General features: G+C 70.7%; 17 protein-coding genes and 2 pseudogenes. 9 read left to right on the forward strand and 10 right to left on the reverse strand.

Annotated features, from left to right (window positions below; genetic code table 11):
- Nucleotides 1-172: 172 nt before the first annotated feature.
- Nucleotides 173-391, reverse strand: coding sequence for an MbtH family NRPS accessory protein (locus tag E6R18_RS02090; RefSeq protein WP_026249445.1), 219 nt, complete (start codon nt 389-391; stop codon nt 173-175).
- A 554-nt stretch (nt 392-945) separates the two neighbouring features.
- On the opposite strand from E6R18_RS02090, the gene thpR reads away from it, so the two are divergent.
- Nucleotides 946-1,560: an RNA 2',3'-cyclic phosphodiesterase gene (gene thpR, locus E6R18_RS02095; protein WP_136315076.1), complete on the forward strand. Its 615-nt coding sequence runs from the start codon at nt 946-948 to the stop codon at nt 1,558-1,560.
- A 98-nt stretch (nt 1,561-1,658) separates the two neighbouring features.
- Here thpR and E6R18_RS02100 read toward each other — a convergent pair whose 3' ends face one another.
- Entirely contained in the window at nt 1,659-2,744 is a 1,086-nt protein-coding gene (locus tag E6R18_RS02100) for an NAD-dependent epimerase/dehydratase family protein (protein ID WP_136315077.1), read from the reverse strand.
- Between the two features lie 117 nt (nt 2,745-2,861).
- Between E6R18_RS02100 and E6R18_RS02105 the strand changes: the two genes are divergently transcribed.
- The gene (locus E6R18_RS02105) at nt 2,862-3,443 is read left to right on the forward strand and encodes a TetR/AcrR family transcriptional regulator (RefSeq protein ID WP_136315078.1); all 582 of its coding nucleotides are present in this window, start codon (nt 2,862-2,864) and stop codon (nt 3,441-3,443) included.
- A gap of 73 nt (nt 3,444-3,516) precedes the next feature.
- On the opposite strand, the gene E6R18_RS02110 is transcribed toward E6R18_RS02105, so the two are convergent.
- Nucleotides 3,517-4,326, reverse strand: a complete 810-nt coding sequence (locus tag E6R18_RS02110; RefSeq protein WP_136315079.1) for an SDR family NAD(P)-dependent oxidoreductase — start codon at nt 4,324-4,326, stop codon at nt 3,517-3,519.
- A gap of 191 nt (nt 4,327-4,517) precedes the next feature.
- Here E6R18_RS02110 and E6R18_RS02115 point away from each other — a divergent pair, with 191 nt between their 5' ends.
- Complete coding sequence (locus tag E6R18_RS02115; protein WP_136315080.1) at nt 4,518-5,078, forward strand: hemerythrin domain-containing protein; 561 nt, start codon at nt 4,518-4,520, stop codon at nt 5,076-5,078.
- Between the two features lie 25 nt (nt 5,079-5,103).
- Here E6R18_RS02115 and E6R18_RS02120 read toward each other — a convergent pair whose 3' ends face one another.
- On the reverse strand, nt 5,104-5,631 hold the full coding sequence (locus E6R18_RS02120; protein WP_136315081.1) for a hypothetical protein: 528 nt from the start codon (nt 5,629-5,631) through the stop codon (nt 5,104-5,106).
- A gap of 190 nt (nt 5,632-5,821) precedes the next feature.
- Between E6R18_RS02120 and E6R18_RS02125 the strand changes: the two genes are divergently transcribed.
- Entirely contained in the window at nt 5,822-7,390 is a 1,569-nt protein-coding gene (locus E6R18_RS02125) for an FAD-dependent oxidoreductase (RefSeq protein ID WP_136315082.1), read from the forward strand.
- A 25-nt stretch (nt 7,391-7,415) separates the two neighbouring features.
- Here the strand turns inward: E6R18_RS02125 and E6R18_RS02130 are convergent, their stop codons facing one another.
- Both E6R18_RS02130 and E6R18_RS02135 read right to left on the reverse strand, forming a co-directional pair.
- Complete coding sequence (locus tag E6R18_RS02130; protein ID WP_136315083.1) at nt 7,416-8,537, reverse strand: peptidoglycan bridge formation glycyltransferase FemA/FemB family protein; 1,122 nt, start codon at nt 8,535-8,537, stop codon at nt 7,416-7,418.
- Nucleotides 8,538-8,718: 181 nt separating this feature from the next.
- A complete protein-coding gene (locus E6R18_RS02135; RefSeq protein WP_240799569.1) occupies nt 8,719-9,501 on the reverse strand; it encodes an MFS transporter in 783 nt (260 codons plus the stop codon).
- A 127-nt stretch (nt 9,502-9,628) separates the two neighbouring features.
- Here E6R18_RS02135 and E6R18_RS02140 point away from each other — a divergent pair, with 127 nt between their 5' ends.
- Nucleotides 9,629-10,078, forward strand: a complete 450-nt coding sequence (locus E6R18_RS02140) for an Asp23/Gls24 family envelope stress response protein (protein WP_136315084.1) — start codon at nt 9,629-9,631, stop codon at nt 10,076-10,078.
- A gap of 48 nt (nt 10,079-10,126) precedes the next feature.
- Here the strand turns inward: E6R18_RS02140 and E6R18_RS02145 are convergent, their stop codons facing one another.
- Complete coding sequence (locus E6R18_RS02145; protein WP_136315203.1) at nt 10,127-11,008, reverse strand: RNA polymerase sigma factor SigF; 882 nt, start codon at nt 11,006-11,008, stop codon at nt 10,127-10,129.
- A gap of 152 nt (nt 11,009-11,160) precedes the next feature.
- The gene (locus E6R18_RS02150) at nt 11,161-11,763 is read right to left on the reverse strand and encodes an NAD(P)H-dependent oxidoreductase (RefSeq protein ID WP_136315085.1); all 603 of its coding nucleotides are present in this window, start codon (nt 11,761-11,763) and stop codon (nt 11,161-11,163) included.
- 173 nt (nt 11,764-11,936) lie between these two features.
- Here E6R18_RS02150 and E6R18_RS02155 point away from each other — a divergent pair, with 173 nt between their 5' ends.
- Together E6R18_RS02155 and E6R18_RS02160 are read left to right on the forward strand one after the other, a co-directional pair.
- Nucleotides 11,937-12,107, forward strand: a complete 171-nt coding sequence (locus E6R18_RS02155) for a hydrophobic protein (protein WP_136315086.1) — start codon at nt 11,937-11,939, stop codon at nt 12,105-12,107.
- Between the two features lie 152 nt (nt 12,108-12,259).
- Nucleotides 12,260-12,613 (forward strand): PRC-barrel domain-containing protein, encoded by a 354-nt coding sequence (locus tag E6R18_RS02160; protein ID WP_136315087.1) that lies wholly within the window; start codon nt 12,260-12,262, stop codon nt 12,611-12,613.
- Nucleotides 12,614-12,699: 86 nt separating this feature from the next.
- On the opposite strand, the gene E6R18_RS02165 is transcribed toward E6R18_RS02160, so the two are convergent.
- Entirely contained in the window at nt 12,700-12,927 is a 228-nt protein-coding gene (locus E6R18_RS02165) for a DUF5133 domain-containing protein (RefSeq protein WP_136315088.1), read from the reverse strand.
- 782 nt (nt 12,928-13,709) lie between these two features.
- On the opposite strand from E6R18_RS02165, the pseudogene E6R18_RS35210 reads away from it, so the two are divergent.
- A pseudogene (locus E6R18_RS35210) lies at nt 13,710-13,880 on the forward strand (serine/threonine protein phosphatase); the annotation flags it as partial.
- A 73-nt stretch (nt 13,881-13,953) separates the two neighbouring features.
- Nucleotides 13,954-14,262: pseudogene (locus E6R18_RS35215) on the forward strand (PP2C family protein-serine/threonine phosphatase); the annotation flags it as partial.
- Nucleotides 14,263-14,265: 3 nt separating this feature from the next.
- Here E6R18_RS35215 and E6R18_RS02175 read toward each other — a convergent pair.
- Entirely contained in the window at nt 14,266-16,314 is a 2,049-nt protein-coding gene (locus E6R18_RS02175; protein WP_136315089.1) for a CocE/NonD family hydrolase, read from the reverse strand.
- Nucleotides 16,315-16,326 lie beyond the last annotated feature (12 nt).

The following is a 16,326-nucleotide window of genomic DNA, read 5'->3' on the forward strand; positions in this document are numbered from 1 at the left end:
GGAAAGCCATATGACGGCAACATGAACATTTTCGGTCGAGGTGCGCGACCGATTTCCGCTCCCGCCTGATCACTTTTGCTCAGATCGGAGCGCTACCGATCGGATCACACGGGAGCAGCAAGACCGGCCCTGGACGGGCGGTCCGCCGGCCCCCGACAGCCCCTCAGCCCGCCTACCCGGCGTCGGCCTCCATCGCCCGCACCAGCCCGGCGGGCCGCATGTCGGTCCACGCGGCCTCGATCGCGTCGAGACACTCCTGCCGCGACCCCTCCGGACCGCCGACGCTCCAGCCGCCCGGGATCTCGATGTGCGCGGGCCACAGCGAGTACTGACCCTCGCCATTCACCAGCGTCACAAACCGCCCCGACTCGTCATCGAAAGGATTGGCCACGACCGTCCCCCACTTGTTTCACGCATGCCACGACATGTTCTTCAGACAGATACGGGCCCGCCGCACGGATTTACCGCAGCCCACCGCCGATCCGCCCGCCCCTTCCGTCACGCTCTCGGCCACGCGGGCGGAGATACGTTACGTCTCGGGTTACCGGCGGAACGCCGATGGCCGAGCCGGGCCTCCCGGCTTCGCCCGTTCACGCCAATCACCATAGAGGACCCTCGACAGCCAAAGAGACAAATTCAGCCCATTACTTATGGGCCCGCACCGTCGCCACGTGCACGAAGGCCGGCCCGGGACATATGCCAAGCCCGTTCCTTCGGAAATATCCAGCCACCCCATGTCCCGATTGTTCGGGTTTCGCTAAATACGACCCGCGCAAATCCGGATAACCGCCGGCGTACGCCCCCACGCCCTCGGGCACACGCTGATCGCGTCGCGCTCCCGTGCGCCGGGCGCGCGCCCCGCCCTGAATCCATGGCCATTTCCGTCACCGTGCGTGAGGGCCCGCGTGGCGGTGACGCCTGCCCGGCCGAGGCGTCCGGGACCGCATGCGATACGAATGCCGGGTGAACGAACAGAACCCGCCCGCGACCGTTCGCGTGTTCATCGCCCTCGCCCCGCCCGACACGGCGAAGGAAGAGCTGGCGCAGGAGCTGCGCCCCGTTTACGACACGCACCCCCACGTGCGGTGGAACCGCGTCGAGGACTGGCACATCACCCTGGCGTTCCTCGGCGAACTCCCGGCGCAGACCGTGCCCCTGCTCCGCCCGCCGCTCGCGGACCTCGCGACGGTCCACCGCTCTCCCCGCCTGTCGCTGCACGGCGGCGGAACGTTCGACGAGCGGGTGGCGTGGAGCGGGATCGCCGGAGACCTCGACGCCCTGCATCTGCTCGCCGCCGACGTCAGGACCGCGGTCAAGGACTGCGGCGTCCTCCTGGAGGACCGGCCGCTGCGCCCCCACCTGACCCTGGCCCGTGTCCGCCGGGGCGATCACACGTCGGCCGCGGAGATCGCCGCGCGGCTCGAAGGATTCCGCGGCCGTGCGTGGCCCGCCGAGCGACTGCACCTGGTGGGCAGCAACGCGGGGCGCAGCCAGGGGCAGATCCGCTACCGCGACATAGAGGCATGGCCGCTCGTCGGCGCGCGGGGCGTGGGTGGCTGACACAAGAGTCCAGGGGCACGCAGGTCATGCCCCGCCGCCGGCCGGACGGCCGCGAGCACACCTCATCCTCCACCTCGGCTTCACCTTCGGCTGAGGTTTCAGTCGAGAATGAGGTCGCCGCCGGCAGCAGTGGCGAGGTCCGGGCCGAACGCGGCGGCCGGCGTGTACGCACCGGGCCGGCCTTCCCCCCGCGCCAGCCGCACGGCGGCCTCGGTGGCGACATCGGCCGTGTAGTCCATGCCGTCACCGGCGCGCAGCCAGCCCTCGCGGCTGGTGCCGTCTGGCCAGGTGATGACGGCGTGCCCCCAGGAGTGCCGCCGGGGCATCGGGGCGGCCTTCATGCGCATTCCGGCCATCCGGCTGACGGCGAGACGCCGCAGGCCGGGGACGGACAGGAGGGCCCCGAGCACGGGAAGCGCGGCCCGCACGGCGGGCGCAGTGGGGGCGAGGGCGGAGGTCGCGTTGACGGAAGGCGCCCCGCTGGCCCGTCGGGCGGCCAGCAGCTCGCCCGAGGGGAGGCCGGCCGACCTCGCCGTCTGCCCGTCCGGGAGGGTGTGGGTGAGCGGGCCCGCGTCGAGCCGGGTCCTCACCAGCCGGCCGTCGCGGTAGCGGCGTCCGCCGGTGGTCAGCACGTCGACGGAGGTGGCCGCGAAGGCCGCACCGACGACTCCGGCTTCCATGGCGACCGAGGCGAGCGCGTCGACCCTCACCTCACGCGGGGCGGGCCGGCCCTCGCACAGTTTCACCACCACGGCCTCGGTCGCCAGGACGCCGAAACCCGCACCGGTCACCAGTGTGCTGCCGGCGGCCGTCGCGTCCTGGTGCAGGCCGAGCAGCCGGGGGACGGCAGCCAGGTCGGCGGCCAGATCCACGTAGTGGCCTCCCGGCATGCAGGCGCGGGCGATCGGTGCGGCCGTCGCGGCGTAGTCGCCGATGGTGTTGACGACCACCTTGGGCCGCTCCTCGCTGATCCGGGCGGCGATGCGCTGCGCCGTGTCGGCCTGCACGGTCCTCGGCTCGCCGTCCCGGCCGAGTGCCGCCGCGGCTTCGCGCAGGCGCTCGCGGTCCCGCCCGACCAGGACCGGATCGATGCCCCTGGCGGCCAGTCGGGAGGCGACCGCGCGGCCGATCCGGCCCGTGGCTCCCAGAATCCACACCTCATCGGTCCTCGTGTCCGGTGTCATGCGTACTCCTTACGCCGGTCCGGGCGACACGTGCCCCGAACCAAATGATGTCTCACTGTGTCATCACCCAGGCTAGCACCGATGACACACCGAGACATCACTTGATAGGGTCGGGCCATGGCGAGATGGGACCCCGGCACACAGGAGCGCCTCACGAAGGCCGCGCTGGAGCTTTTCCAGGAGCACGGTTATGAGGGCGTGACGGTGACCCAGATCGCCGAACGCGCCGGGATCACCCGGCGGTCGTACTTTCGCTACTTCCCCGACAAGCGTGAAGTCCTGTTCGCGGGCTCCGAACAGCTGCCCGTAGCGGTAGCGGATGCGCTGCTCGACGCCGACGAGGGGGCCTCCCCGCTGTCCGCGGCCCTCGGCGCCCTCTCCCGGGTCGGCACCCAGCTCGTCGCCCACGTCGATCAGGCCGCGGAGCGCCGCGCCGTGATCGACGGCAGTCCGGAGCTGCAGGAACGCGAGCGCACCAAGCTCGCCGCCGTCACCACGGCGATCCGCGACGCGTTGGCCCGGCGCGGCGCACAACCCGGCAGGGCCGAACTGGTGGCCCAGATCGCCACGGTCGCCTTCCAGGGCGCGTTCAGCCGGTGGATCGACGCCCGGGGGCGGAGCGACTTCCCGTCCTGTCTCCGGACCGTCACCACGGAACTGAGGCAGGCCATGGCTGCGGACGCCGAAGCCCGGCACTGATCCACCGCACAGGCGCCGCCCCGCGTTCCTAGGCCCTGTCGTCGAATTCCCGTCTGCCGCGCGACGACAGACCCTAGCCGGTGGGGCCGTCCTCAACGGAGCCCGGTTCCGCCATCTTGCGGTGGGCCTCGGCCTTGGCGGCGTCCGGGAGGGCCTTGGTGGCCAGCTCCTGGAGCTTCGTCTTCACCGAGCCGGCGACGACCTTGCCCTTGCCCGCGAAAAGGGCGTCCAGGCCCTGCCTGGCCACCTCCTCCGGGTCGTCCTTCGACTCCCGGCCGATCTTCGTGTCGTCCATGTCCGCGCGGTGGAAGAAGTCCGTCTCGGTGGGGCCCGGCATCAGTGCGGTGACCGAGATCCCGGTGTCCTTGAGCTCGTTCTGCAGGGCCTGCGCGAAGGACTGCAGAAAGGACTTGGACGCGTTGTACACGGCCTGGAAGGAACCGGGCATCGTCGAGGCGATGGAGGAGGTGATGAGCAGGTAGCCCGCGTCGAGCGAGGCCATGTCGCGCAGCACCCGTTTGGCCAGGTGGACGGTGGCCCGCACGTTGAGGTCCACGATCTCCAGTTCGTCGGCCAGATCGGTGTCGAGGAACGCCCCGCCCCGGCCGACGCCCGCGTTCAGCGCCGCCACGGCGACCGGCCGCCGTGTCGCCGCGACCGCCGCGTAGAAACGTTCGACTTCCTCATGGTCGCGCAGGTCCGCCCGGACGGTTTCGACCTCGGCGCCCGCCTCGCGCAGCTGTTGGGCGGCGGCGTGCAGGCGGTCGTGGTCCTCGGCGTTGACGACGAGGTCGAAACCGCGCTCGGCCAGTTGTCGGGCCAGTTCGAAGCCGATGCCACTCGAAGCGCCGGTGACCACTGCCAGGGGTTTGATGTGAGCCATGGGGTGCTGTGTACCCGTTGCGCCGGTTTTCTCACGTACGCGACCCGGGCGCGGGTGCGGTTACGCCAGGCTGCGCAGCGTCAGGCGTGGCTCCGTGTGTTGGAGGGGTTCGCGGGTACCCCTGTGGAACGGTGAGCTGACTTCGGCTCGCACCACACATGTACACCACACAAGCGGAGAGGATTCTTTCGATGGGACACGGCGGAAACGTGATCGCGGAGCTCACCACCGACCACCGCGAGGTCGACGAACTGTTCGCCAAGATCGAGGCGCAGCCGGTCGGCGACGAGCAGCGCAGGAAGCTGGCCGACGAGCTGACCATCGAGCTGGTCCGCCATTCCGTGGCGGAGGAGATGCACCTCTACCCGGCCGTGCGCAGGTTCGTGGACGACGGCGACGACATGGCGGACAAGGAGCTGGCCGACCACGCGCAGGTGGAGCAGCACCTCAAGGACCTGGAGGGTCTGCCAGCGGACGACCCACAGTTCGACCACCTGGTGGCGAAGCTGAAGCTGGAGGTCAGCGAGCACGTGCGCGACGAGGAGGGCCGGCTGTTCCCGCTGCTCGCGGCGGCCTGCTCTCCCGAGGCGCTGGACGAGCTGGGGGAGAAGGTCCGTGCGGCGAAGAAGACCGCCCCGACCCGTCCGCACCCCTCCGCACCCGACACCCCGCCCGGCAACAAGATCCTCGGCCCCGGTGCCGGGCTGGTCGACCGGGCCCGCGATCTTCTGACCGGCCGCGGCAAGGGCTGACCTTCCCCGTGGCCGCACACGGCGGTCAGCAGGCGCGGGCCGGGCCGAGGCGCAGCCGGTCCAGCAGGCCGGCGTGGTGGAGGCGGGCTATCGGCTCCAGCAGGTCGGGGTGGCGCAGCAGTGCCGTGGCCGCCAGGTCGTGGGGGCTCGGTTCGGTCAGCCGGCGGAACTCGGCGGGGCCGGCGCAGGTGTGCTCGCTCATTTCGAGAGCCCGGACCGCCTCTTCGGCCGCGTCGGGCGCGGTGAGCAGGTGGGCGGCCCAGCTGGCGACGACCTCGTCCACCCAGCTCCGCCAGGCCAGGTCCTGCGGATCGGCCGCCACGTGGCCGCGGGCCCCTGTGAGCGCGTCGAGGCGTGCCGAGCCACCGGGGCCGACCAGGGCCACCAGGGCGGCGTCCAGGTCCGTGGGGTAGCGCAGCCACGTGGCGACGGTGACGGCCTGGCGGGCCTGCGCCTCGGCCAGGGCCGCGGTGAGCGCGCCGCCGCCCGCGGGGAACGCGCGGGTCAGCCACTGGGTGGTGGCGGAGATGAGCGGGGCAAGGTCTGCGGGCATCGGCGCGTCCCCTCGGGTGCTGGATCGCCGTGCAGACTACTGCGCCGCCGCGCGGTGCCCGTATGACGCAGGGCACGTTCGGTCCGTGGTGTGCGTCATGGGGTGCCGCCAGGAAGGCACGCGGCCGTCGAAGGCCGGAGCACGAAGAAGCAGCGGGCCCATCGGCCCGGAACGACTGGGAGAGCACATCATGAGTGATCCGCGCCCCCTTCCCGGGCAGGACGAGTCCTTCTGGATGGAGAGCACCGACGCGCCGGAGCACACGCCGTTGACCGAGGACATCGAGGTGGACGTCGCCGTGGTCGGCGGTGGCATCGCCGGCCTCAGCACCGCGTGGGAGCTGGCCCGGGCCGGGCGCAGCGTCGCCGTGCTGGAGGCCGACCGCATCGCCTCCGGGGTCACCGGCTACACCACGGCCAAGGTGTCCGCGCTCCAGTCCCTGGTCTACGACAGGCTGCGGGGGACCAGGGGTGCGGAGGCGGCCAGGCTGTACGCGGCGTCGCAGCAGGACGCGGTGGACAGGGTGGCGGCGATCGTCGAGGAGCTGCGGATCGCGTGCGACCTGGAGCGGGTGAGCGCTTACACCTACGCGGCCGGGGCGTCGTCGCGCCACGCGGTCGAGGCGGAGGCGCGCGCCGCCGCCGAGGCGGGACTCGATGCCGCGTACGTCACGGAGACGGAGCTGCCGTTCGCGGTCGGCGGGGCGGTCCGGGTGACCGGCCAGGCGCAGTTCCACCCGCGCAAATACCTGCTGGCGCTGGCCGGGGACCTGCTGGCGCGAGGTGGCCGCGTCTTCGAGCGCAGCCGGGTCACCGGTCTGTCGGAGGGCACGCCGTGCCGGGTGACGACCGAGGCCGGGCGGACGGTGACGGCGCGGGACGTGGTCGTCGCCACGCATTACCCGGTCTTCGACCGCGCGATGCTGTTCGCCCGGCTCTCGCCCCGTCGGGAGCTGGTCGTCGCCGCGCCGATCCCGTCGGACCTGGCGCCGAAAGGCATGTACATCACGGAGGACGAGGGGAAGCGTTCAGTGCGCTCCACTCCGCTCGACGACGGTCGGCGGCTGCTGATCGTGACCGGGGAGAGTTTCACGCCGGGCACCGGGGATGCCGGGGAGGGGTTCCGGCGGCTGGATGCGTGGATGCACGAGCGGTTCGCGGTGGGCCCGACCGCCTACCGGTGGGCGGCGCAGGACAACGACCCCAGCGACACGGTCCCTCTCATCGGGCCGTTCCACGCCGGCGCCCGTCACACCTATGTGGCCACCGGCTTCGGCGGCTGGGGCATGACCGCCGGCGTCCTCGCCGGCCGCCTCCTGACCTCGCTGATCACGAAGTCCGGTCCCGCGCTGCCGTGGGCCGGCCTCTACGACCCGCGGCGCCTGGCGAGTGCGCTGCGTGAGGCGCCGTCGCTGCTGAGCGCGCAGGCGGAGGTGGCGAAGCACTTCGTCGGCGACCGGCTGCGCGTGACCCACCTGGACTCGGTCGGCCAGGTCCCGCCGGGTACGGGCGCGGTGGTGCGGGTGAAGGGGCGTCGTTGCGCTGTCTACCGCGATCCGGACGGCACGGTGCGGGCGGTGTCCGCGCGCTGCACCCACCTGGGTTGTCTGGTGGCCTTCAACGAGGCGGAGACCGCGTGGGAGTGCCCGTGCCACGGCTCGCGCTTCGCCGTCGACGGCACGGTCCTCCAAGGCCCGGCGGTCCGGCCCTTGGAGGCGATGGGCCCCGTCGAGGACGACGAGCAGGAGCGGCGCTCCTGACGCCGCGCCCCGGGGGCCCCAGGTCTCAGCGCCGCGCCATGTAGAGGTTGAACGCCTTGTGCAGGACCTTGTTGAGCGGGTAGTCCCACTCCCCCACGTACTCGGCCGCCTCCCCGCCGGTGCCGACCTTGAAGCGGAGCAGACCGAGCAGGTGGTTGCTCTCGTCCAGCGTGTCGGTCGTGCCGCGGAAGTCGTAGACGCGCGCGCCCATGGCGTGGGCGTCGCGGATCATCTGCCACTGGATGGCGTTGTTGGGCTGGACCTCGCGCTTTCGGCTGGTGGAGGCGCCGTAGGAGTACCAGACGTGCTGCCCGACGGTGAGCATGGTGGCGGCGGCCAGTACCTCCCCGTCGTGCTCGGCGAGGTAGAGCCGCATGCGGTCGGGGTTCTCGGCGGTCAGGGCCTTCCACATGCGCTGGAAGTACTCCGGCGGGCGGGGGGTGAACCGGTCCCGGGCGGCGGTCTCGGTGTAGAGCGCGTAGAAGGTGTCGAGGTCGGCGTAGTCGCCCTGGACGACCTTGACGCCGGCCTTCTCGGCCTTCCTGACGTTGCGGCGCCACAGCTGGTTGAATCCGCGCTGGATGTCGTCCAGGGAGCGGTCGGCGAGGGAGAGCTGGAAGACGTAGCGCGGCTGTCCGGCGGCGAATCCGTCCTCGCTGTCGCCGCCGGACTGCTGCCAGCCCAGGGAGCGCAAGCGGTCCACGAGGGCGAAGGCGCGGGGGTTTTGGGTGGTGGGTTCGACCTCGCCCAGCCGGTGGGCCCGGGGGTCGGCGATCGCGTCCTTCACCGTGGCCGCGTCCCAGCGCCGTGCGACGACGGGCGGCCCCATCCTGACGCTGAACACGCCCTGCGCCTTGAGGTGGCCCAGCAGCGGTTTCAGCCACCGGCCCAGCTCGTCGTCGTACCAGTCGATGACCGGGCCCTCGGGCAGGTAGGCGAGGTAGCGCCTGAGCTTCGGCAGCGGGCGGTACAGCACCAGAGCCGCGCCGATGACGCGGTCCTCGCCGTCGACCCATCCGAGGCTCTCCGCCCGCCAGTCGGGTTTCACCCCGCCCCAGGACGGAACCTGCATATGGCTCGCCGACGGCAGGCCGTCGATGAACGCCGTGTGTTCGTCCCGGCTGATCGTCCTCAAGCGGAGGTCCATCGGCTGCTCCTCGTCCACGGGCCGCGATCTTCTGGCAGCGTACTGGCGCACGTCCCTGCCGACGACGCGAGCGTTTCGCGGGGCGCGGCGGGTCCGTCCGCGCGATGCCGGTCCCGCGCGGGCGGGGTACGGGCCCGGCGGGCCCGCGGCCCCGCCCCGGACACCGCGCGTTCGGGCGACGTCACCGGCGGGGCAGCGCCGAGGCCGGGACCAGGCCGAGCGCGGCGAGGGCCGCCACCGCCAGCGCCTGGCCCATGGCGGAGCCCGACATGGCCCGGGCGGCTTCCGCCGGGGCCGCGCCGGCGGAGGAGGCAAGGGGCATCAGGCCGGCGACGACGGCGATCCCAAGGGTCGGACCCACGTTCATGGCCGTCTGTTTGAGTCCGCCGATGACACCGGCGTACCCGCGTGGCGCGTCGCCGACGACGGTGCCGGTGGAGGTGACCAGCGCGGCGGCGAAACCGGCGCCCAGCACCGCGAAGAGCGCGCCGGTCTCCGGCCAGGAACTGGCCGGAGACAGCCGGGAGAGGCCGACGACGGCGAGGACGACGCCCGCCTGTCCCGCGACGGCGGTGCGGCGCGGCCCGAATCTGCGGACCCCGGCCGCGGCGGCCGGCGCTCCGATGATCATGAGCGCGGTCAGCGGGAGGACGCGCAGACCGGTGGTGAGCGGGTCGGGGCCGAGCCGCCGCTGCAGGAAGAACGTGGCCACGAACAGCGCGCCGAACATCCCTGCCCAGGTGACGAGCAGGAGCGCCATCGACGCCATCACCGGCACCGAACGCGTCACCTCCGCGGGGACGGCCGGTGGCGGAGCGGCCTCGTACGAGGTGCCGGTCCCGCGTTCCGCGTTCTCGTCCCGGTCGCGGCCGACGAGTTCGGCCAGGTGCGCGAACAGCGGGAGGGTGGACTCGCGCAGCCGGAGCGATGCGGAGCCGCCGGGGCCCCTCCTGGCGCCGGCCACCCGAATGGCGGGTGGCCGGGAGCCGGAGGACAGTGGGAGAGAGGGCGGAACGGGGCGGAAGGTGTTCCGCCCGGACAGGCCCCCTCTCTCCCCTCTCCCCCCCCGACAAGCTCCGTGTGAGGAACTCATGGCGACCAGCGAAAGCGTCAGCGGCTCCCGGCTGGAAAGCGGCACTTCTGCCCGAGGGACGACCACGATCGCGGACAACGTGGTCTCCACCATCGCCGGCATCGCGGTGAGGGAGACGGACGGTGTCCATTCCGTCGGCAAGGTCCCTTCGCGCGCACTGGGTGCCGTCAAGGACAAGGTCTCCGGCTCCGACGACCCGGGGCGGGGCGTCAAGGTGGAGGTCGGCGAGAAGCAGACCGCCGTCGATGTCGACATCGTCGTCGACTACGGCATCCCCATCCTGGAGGTCGCCCGCAACATCCGTACGCACGTCACGGACGCGGTCGAGACGATGACCGGTCTCGAAGTCGTCGAGACCAACATCACCGTCACGGACGTCCACGTGCCCGGTTCGGACGACGACGAGGACGAAGACGGGTCGTCCGAACGCACCTCGCGCGTCCGATGAGACCGTGGGGTGGGTGCCGGGGCCTGGCTTGGAACCAGGCCCGAGGCCCTAGTCCTCGGTGAGAATGCCTTCGCGGAGCCTTCCGAGTATGCGGGCGATGAGACGTGAGACGTGCATCTGGGACAAGCCCAGCCGTTCACCTATCTGGGACTGCGTCATCTCCTGCCCGAAGCGCATCTCGACGATGGCGCGCTCCCTGTCGTCCAGTGTCCCGAGCAGGGGCGCCAGGGCGTGCAGGTTTTCGACCAGTTCGATGCCCGGGTCGCACTCGCCGGTGATGTCCGCGTGGGTGCGGCTCACCCCGCTGGGGCTGTCGGTCTCCGCTCCGTCGAGGGGCACGTCCAGCGAGTGCGCGGTGTAGCCGTTGGAGGCGACGAGGCCCTCGATGACCTCCTCGTCGCTGATGCCGAGCCGTTCGGCGAGCTCGGCGACGGTGGCTTCCCGGCCCTGTGTGGTGGCCAGTTCCTCCTTGGCCTTGGCGAGGGTGACCCTCAGTTCCTGGAGACGCCTCGGTACGTGGACGGACCATGTCGTGTCCCGGAAGAAACGCTTGATCTCCCCCACGATGTAGGGGATCGCGAACGAGGTGAACTCGACTTCCCGGGTGAGCTCGAAGCGGTCGATGGCCTTGATCAGCCCGATGGTTCCCACCTGGATGATGTCTTCCATCTGGCCGTTGCCGCGGTTGCGGTACCGGGCGGCCGCGAAATGGACCAGGGTGAGGTTCATCTCGATCAGGGTGTTGCGGGCGTACTGGTACTCCGCCGTGCCTTCTTCGAGAATCTGCAGCCGGTCGAAGAACAGTTTGCTGAGGGCGCGGGCGTCCTTGGGCGCCACCTTCAGTGGATCAGCGATCTCCGGGAGTTCCGCCGGCGCACCTGTTGTGGTCCCCGGTACCTGCACAGATACGGATATCGACATCGCGATCATTCCCCTTCCGTCGGACAGCGCCTGCTTCGCCTGCGCGAAGCTGCGACTACCCGGAGCCATGCGTTCCACACCCCCTGCGGACAAATGCCGTGCCGCCGCCGGTCTCTGACACGGCAGCGGCGGCGGGGAGAGAGGGGAAACGGGGGGTCCTGTCAGCGCGGCGGGTAGGGCGCGTCGCCGAGGACCCGGGCGAGGTGGGCGGCGTTGACGGCCATCTGGTGGGTGGTGGACCTGACGGCCTCCGGTGTCTCCTCCAGGTCCTGGTAGTCGGTCCCGTGCTGGGCCTCTCCGACCCAGTAGCTCACCGCTCCGGGGGCCAGGGTGAAGCCCAGGTCGTTGAGGCCCTGGAAGACGTCGGCGCTCACCTTGTGCGCCCCGTCCTCGTTGCCGACGACAGCGACCATGCCGACCTTGCCATAGGGCAACTGGCGTCCCCCGTCATCGGTTTCGGAGATGTCGGCGTCCAGCCGCTCCAGTACGCGCTGGCACAGGCTCGACGGATGCCCGAGCCAGATCGGGGTGGCGATCAGCAGGATGTCCGCCGCCAGCACCTTCTCGCGCAGCTGGGGCCACTCGTCCCCGTCCCCCATGTCCGGGGCGACGCCCGGCCGGACGTCGTGGTCGGCGATCCGCACGGTTTCCCCCCGCACACCCAGGTCGGAGAGCTCGGCCAGGATCTGGTCGGCCAGGAGCTGGCTGCTCGACGGCTTCGGGGACGGCGAGAGGGTGCAGACGAGCGCGAGTGCTCGGGTCATGGTGGGTCTCCTTCGGCGTGGGGGTCCTTTTCCACTATGGGTGTTCCACGTGCTGTCCGCCCGCCACAACAGGGCGGTGAGATCACCTTCCCGGCCTTCCGCAAGAAAGTCATGAACTCTCCGGGAATACAGACCGGAGGCCGGGGCATGTGAAGCTTCGGAGGTTGATACCCATGGTTCCCATCATTCTGGTTCTTCTGCTCGCTCTCATTCTCTTCGGGGCCGGCTTTGCCCTGAAGGCTCTGTGGTGGATAGCCATTGCTGTCCTCGTGGTGTGGCTGCTCGGCTTCGTCGTACGCCCGACGAGCGGCGGCGGAAAGCGCGGCCGCTGGTATCGCTGGTAATTGAGTTCCACAGCTTCACATAATTGGGGCTGGGTCACGACGTGCACGTCGTGACCCAGCCCCATTCATTTTCTCGCTTTTGTGTGTAGCGCCCGGCACGCCGGGCACGCGGAGTTACGAGAAAAACGAAGTCTCGACGAAGGAGCCGTTTCATGAGTGACAACATCTGGGGCTACCAGCCGACCGCAGGCCACACCGCGGGAGCCGACCTGATCGGATTCAAGGTCGAGGCCGCCGACGGGAGCATCGGCAAGGTCGACAAGCACTCGGACGAAGTCGACTCCTCGTACCTGGTGGTGGACACCGGTGTCTGGATCTTCGGCAAGCACGTCCTGCTGCCGGCCGGCACCGTGCGCAGCGTCGACCCGGACGAGCGCAAGATTTTCGTCGACCTCACCAAGGACCAGATCAAGAATTCGCCCGAATTCGACAAGGAAAAGCACACCGACGACCCGGGATATCACGAGCAGATCGGCGGCTACTACCACGGCCACCGCCGCGTCTGATCATTTCGTACGCAAGAGCCCGCACGTGAAAAGGAGGGGTCGGCCGGGAATTCCCGGCCGACCCCTCCTTTTCACGTGTCGTGCGTTCACTCGGCCAGGACGGAGTCGTCCTCGATGCGTGCCCCCGGCAACTGGTAACGGGCCGCTATGAGTGCGGCGTCGACATCCTGGGTGCCCGTCGAGAGGCACAGCGAGTACGCCACGTCGTCCATCCGCCGGCGGGCCACCGCGCTGCCGTCCTCGCCGTGCAGCAGTTTCAGCGCCTCGTATTCCCTGACCAGCCCCCACAGCACTACGGGATGAGCCAACAGCACGGCGGTCCTCCTCACAAGACGGAACACTTTTCTCGCCCCGTCTGCCCGGCAATCGCACCGGCATGCGCGGGCACTCCCCGCGCTCGCACGACCGCACAAGGCCGGATCATCCGAATGGCGGCCCGAACTGGCACCGACAGACCCTCGGGCGGTTGGCTTGTCGCAGCGCGCACACCTCCGCCGGACGGGTGGTGCCCCACGACGCGCTCCCCCACCAGTGACGGCGAGCAGCTTCTGCACGGCTTCCTGGCTCAGGTGCACGCCACCGCGCCGACCAATCTGCCCGTGCTGGTCAACGGGTACGCCGCGCTGCTGGGGCTGCGGCGGGTCGTGGTCTACCTCGTCGACCTCCAGCAGCAACGCCTGACTCCGCTCCCCGGCACTGCGCATCGAGACCACCGACACCGACACGCTCATCGCATGGCTTCCGCTCGTGGACGGGGTGGAGCGGCTGGGCGTCATCGGTGTCCAGATGGAAGCGCTGGACAAGACGCGGCTGGAGCGGTGCAACAGTCTCGCGTCCATCCTCGCGATGGCCATCACGTCGAAACGCGCGTTCAGTGACCGCTTCGTGCAGCGGGCCCGCACCGAGGCCATGACGCTGCCCGCGGAAATGCTGCGGGCCCTTACCGCCGCGTGCGGCGGGCGAGGACCGCGCGCTGTCCACGGCGGTTCTGGAACCGGCCTACGAGCTCGGCGGGGACGCCTTCGACCACTCGCTGACGGAGTCCACGCTGCACGCCGTGATCCTCGACGCGATGGGCCACAATCTCGCCTCGGGGATGACCAGCGCCATCGCCATGGCCGGCTGCCGCAGTGCCCGCCGCAACGGGTCGGGGCTGCGGGAGCTCGTCAAGACCGTCGACGACGTCCTGTCCGAGTGGCTGCCCGACCAGTTCCGCACCGGCATCGCGCTGCAACTGGACGTGTCCAGCGGAATCCTGAGCTGGGTCAACTGCGGCCACCCGCCGCCCCTGCTGATCCGGGACCAGCGCGTACTGGACAACGCCCTCGACCGCCCCAGCGAACCCCCCCATGGGCACCCCCGGCACGATCTCCCGGACGGAGCGGGTCGTGCACGAGGTGCCCTTGCAGCCGGGCGACCGCATCCTGCTCTACACGGACGGTGTGACCGAGGCCCGCATGGCGGACGGCATCCAGTTCGGGCCGAACCGCTTCACGGCCTCCGTCATCCGGGCCACCGCTGCCGGAGAGCCCGCCTCGGAAGCCCTCCGGCAGCTCATCCACACCATCCGGGAGTCCCAGCACGACAGGCTGAGCGACGACGCCACCATCCTGATGCTGGAACGACGTCAGACTCCCCCGGCCGGTTAGCGCTCAGACTCCGCAGCGCGGCACGCTCTCGTTCCAGGTGCGGGAGAAGACCCGGCGGCCGTTCTCGTAACCGTCCAGGGTGGCGTCCACGTGGAAGGCGGTGTCGTCCGAGGTCAGGATGGTGCGGGTCTCCACGCGTACGTCCCAGTCCGGGCGCCGGAACCGCATGGTCCAGGCGGACTCGCCGCGCACCGACCCGAAGTCGTCCGCGACGGACGTGTACTTCTCGCAGGCGCGCAGCCCCACCTCGATGCCGTTCTCCTCGAACCGCTGGAGTCCCCGGTCCTTCACGATGTCGAGCGCGGAGTGGTAGTCGACGAGGTTCCTCGACACGGTCCACGCCTGTTCGGGTTCGGTCAGCTGGGTGACCTCGGGGGGCTCGCACCCCTCGGGCTCACCGAAGGGCACCCGCGGCATCTCGTCGGGGGCCTCGGCCGGGCGGATCGGCAGCGTGAGGCCGCTGCCGCTCTCGTGGACGCTCAAGCAGGCCGGTGCGGCGACCGGCCAGACCAGCGGCCAGTACGAGGTGGAGAGCGACAGGCGGATGCGGTGGCCCGCCGGGAAGACCTGGGCGACGCCGTTGAGGGGGACCCGGACGCGGTACTTCTCGCCGGGCTCCAGCGGCTCGGGCCGGCCGGTGCCCGAGCGGTGGGCGAGGTTGAGCACCCCGTAGGTGACCCGGGTGGCGCGGCCGTCGGGCGCCACGTCGGACAGCCGCACGGCGACCTGGGCGGACTCCCTGGACGCGGACACCAGCAGGTCCACGGAGGGCGCGCCGAGGATCTCCACGCGGTCCGCGAGCGGCTCGGTCTCGAAGACGAGCGAACCGCCGTCCTCCTCCCGCTGGTCGTAGGGCAGGTCCGGCGGGGCGTTGTACGACGCCCACTTCCCGGCGAACTGCCCGACGGACAGGGGCGACTGGACGGTGTGGACGCGTTCCGCCGCCTGCCCTCCCCCGGCTTCCGCCTGCTCGCCGGCGCCGCACACGATGCGGTGGTCCCGCAGCGGATGGACCACCTCATCGATGTGCGGGGACGGCCAGCTCGGCTCCCCGACCCAGCGGCCGGGGCGTTCCTGGTACGAGGTGGAGGGCGGCACGCTCTCCTGCATCCATGCCTGGATCATGGGCCCTTCCATGACGCCGTTCTCGACGCCCTTGAGCCAGTGGTCCCACCAGCGGACGACCTCCTGGAGGTAGCCGATGGCCGGTCCCGGCTCGCCGAGGTGGGGCAGTTTGTGCGACCAGGGCCCGATCAGGCCCTTGCGCGGTACGTCGACGCGGCTCAGGAGGCGGGTGACGGCGTTGGAGTACCCGTCGGCCCAGCCGCTTGAGGCGAGCACGGGACAGCGCAGCGCCCCGTAGTCCTCACTGAGCGAGGCGTGGCGCCAGTAGTCGTCGCGTTCCTGGTGGCGCAGCCACTCGAGGACCCAGGGGCGCGCGGAGTCCAGCCGTTCGTGCCACATGCCGCGCCAGCTCTCGCCGACGGCGGCCGGGTCGGGCGGGCAGGTGGAGTAGGCGAACATGGTGCCCGCCTCGGCCAGGTTGTCGGAGAGCATGGCGCCGCCGACGTAGTGCATGTCGTCGGCGTACCGGTCGTCGGTGAAGGACGCGATGACGATGGCGCCGAGGCTCGGGGGCCGGCGGGCGGCGACCTGGAGGGCGGCGAAGCCTCCCCAGGAGATGCCCATCATTCCGGTGGTGCCGTCGCACCAGGGCTGCGCGGCGAGCCAGGCGAGCACCTCCTCGGCGTCACGCTGTTCCTGTTCCAGGTACTCGTCCAGCAGGACGCCCTCGGATTCGCCGGTCCCCCGCAGGTCTACGCGCGCGCAGGCGTAGCCGTGGCCTGCGATGTAGGGGTGGTGGATGGCGTCGCGGGTGGAGGTCAGGTCGTTCTTCCGGTAGGGAACGGCCTCCAGGATCGCGGGGACCGGTTGCCGGTCGGATGTGGTGGGCCGCCAGATCCTCGCCGACAGCCGGACCCCGTCCGACATGGTGATGGTGACGTGGTCCTCTTGCTGCACCGCGTACGGCAGTCGGTCGACGTGTCGCATACCTGTGCTCTG

Origin of the sequence: Streptomyces sp. A1277 (assembly GCF_004795015.1) — a bacterium.
Taxonomy (GTDB): domain Bacteria; phylum Actinomycetota; class Actinomycetes; order Streptomycetales; family Streptomycetaceae; genus Streptomyces.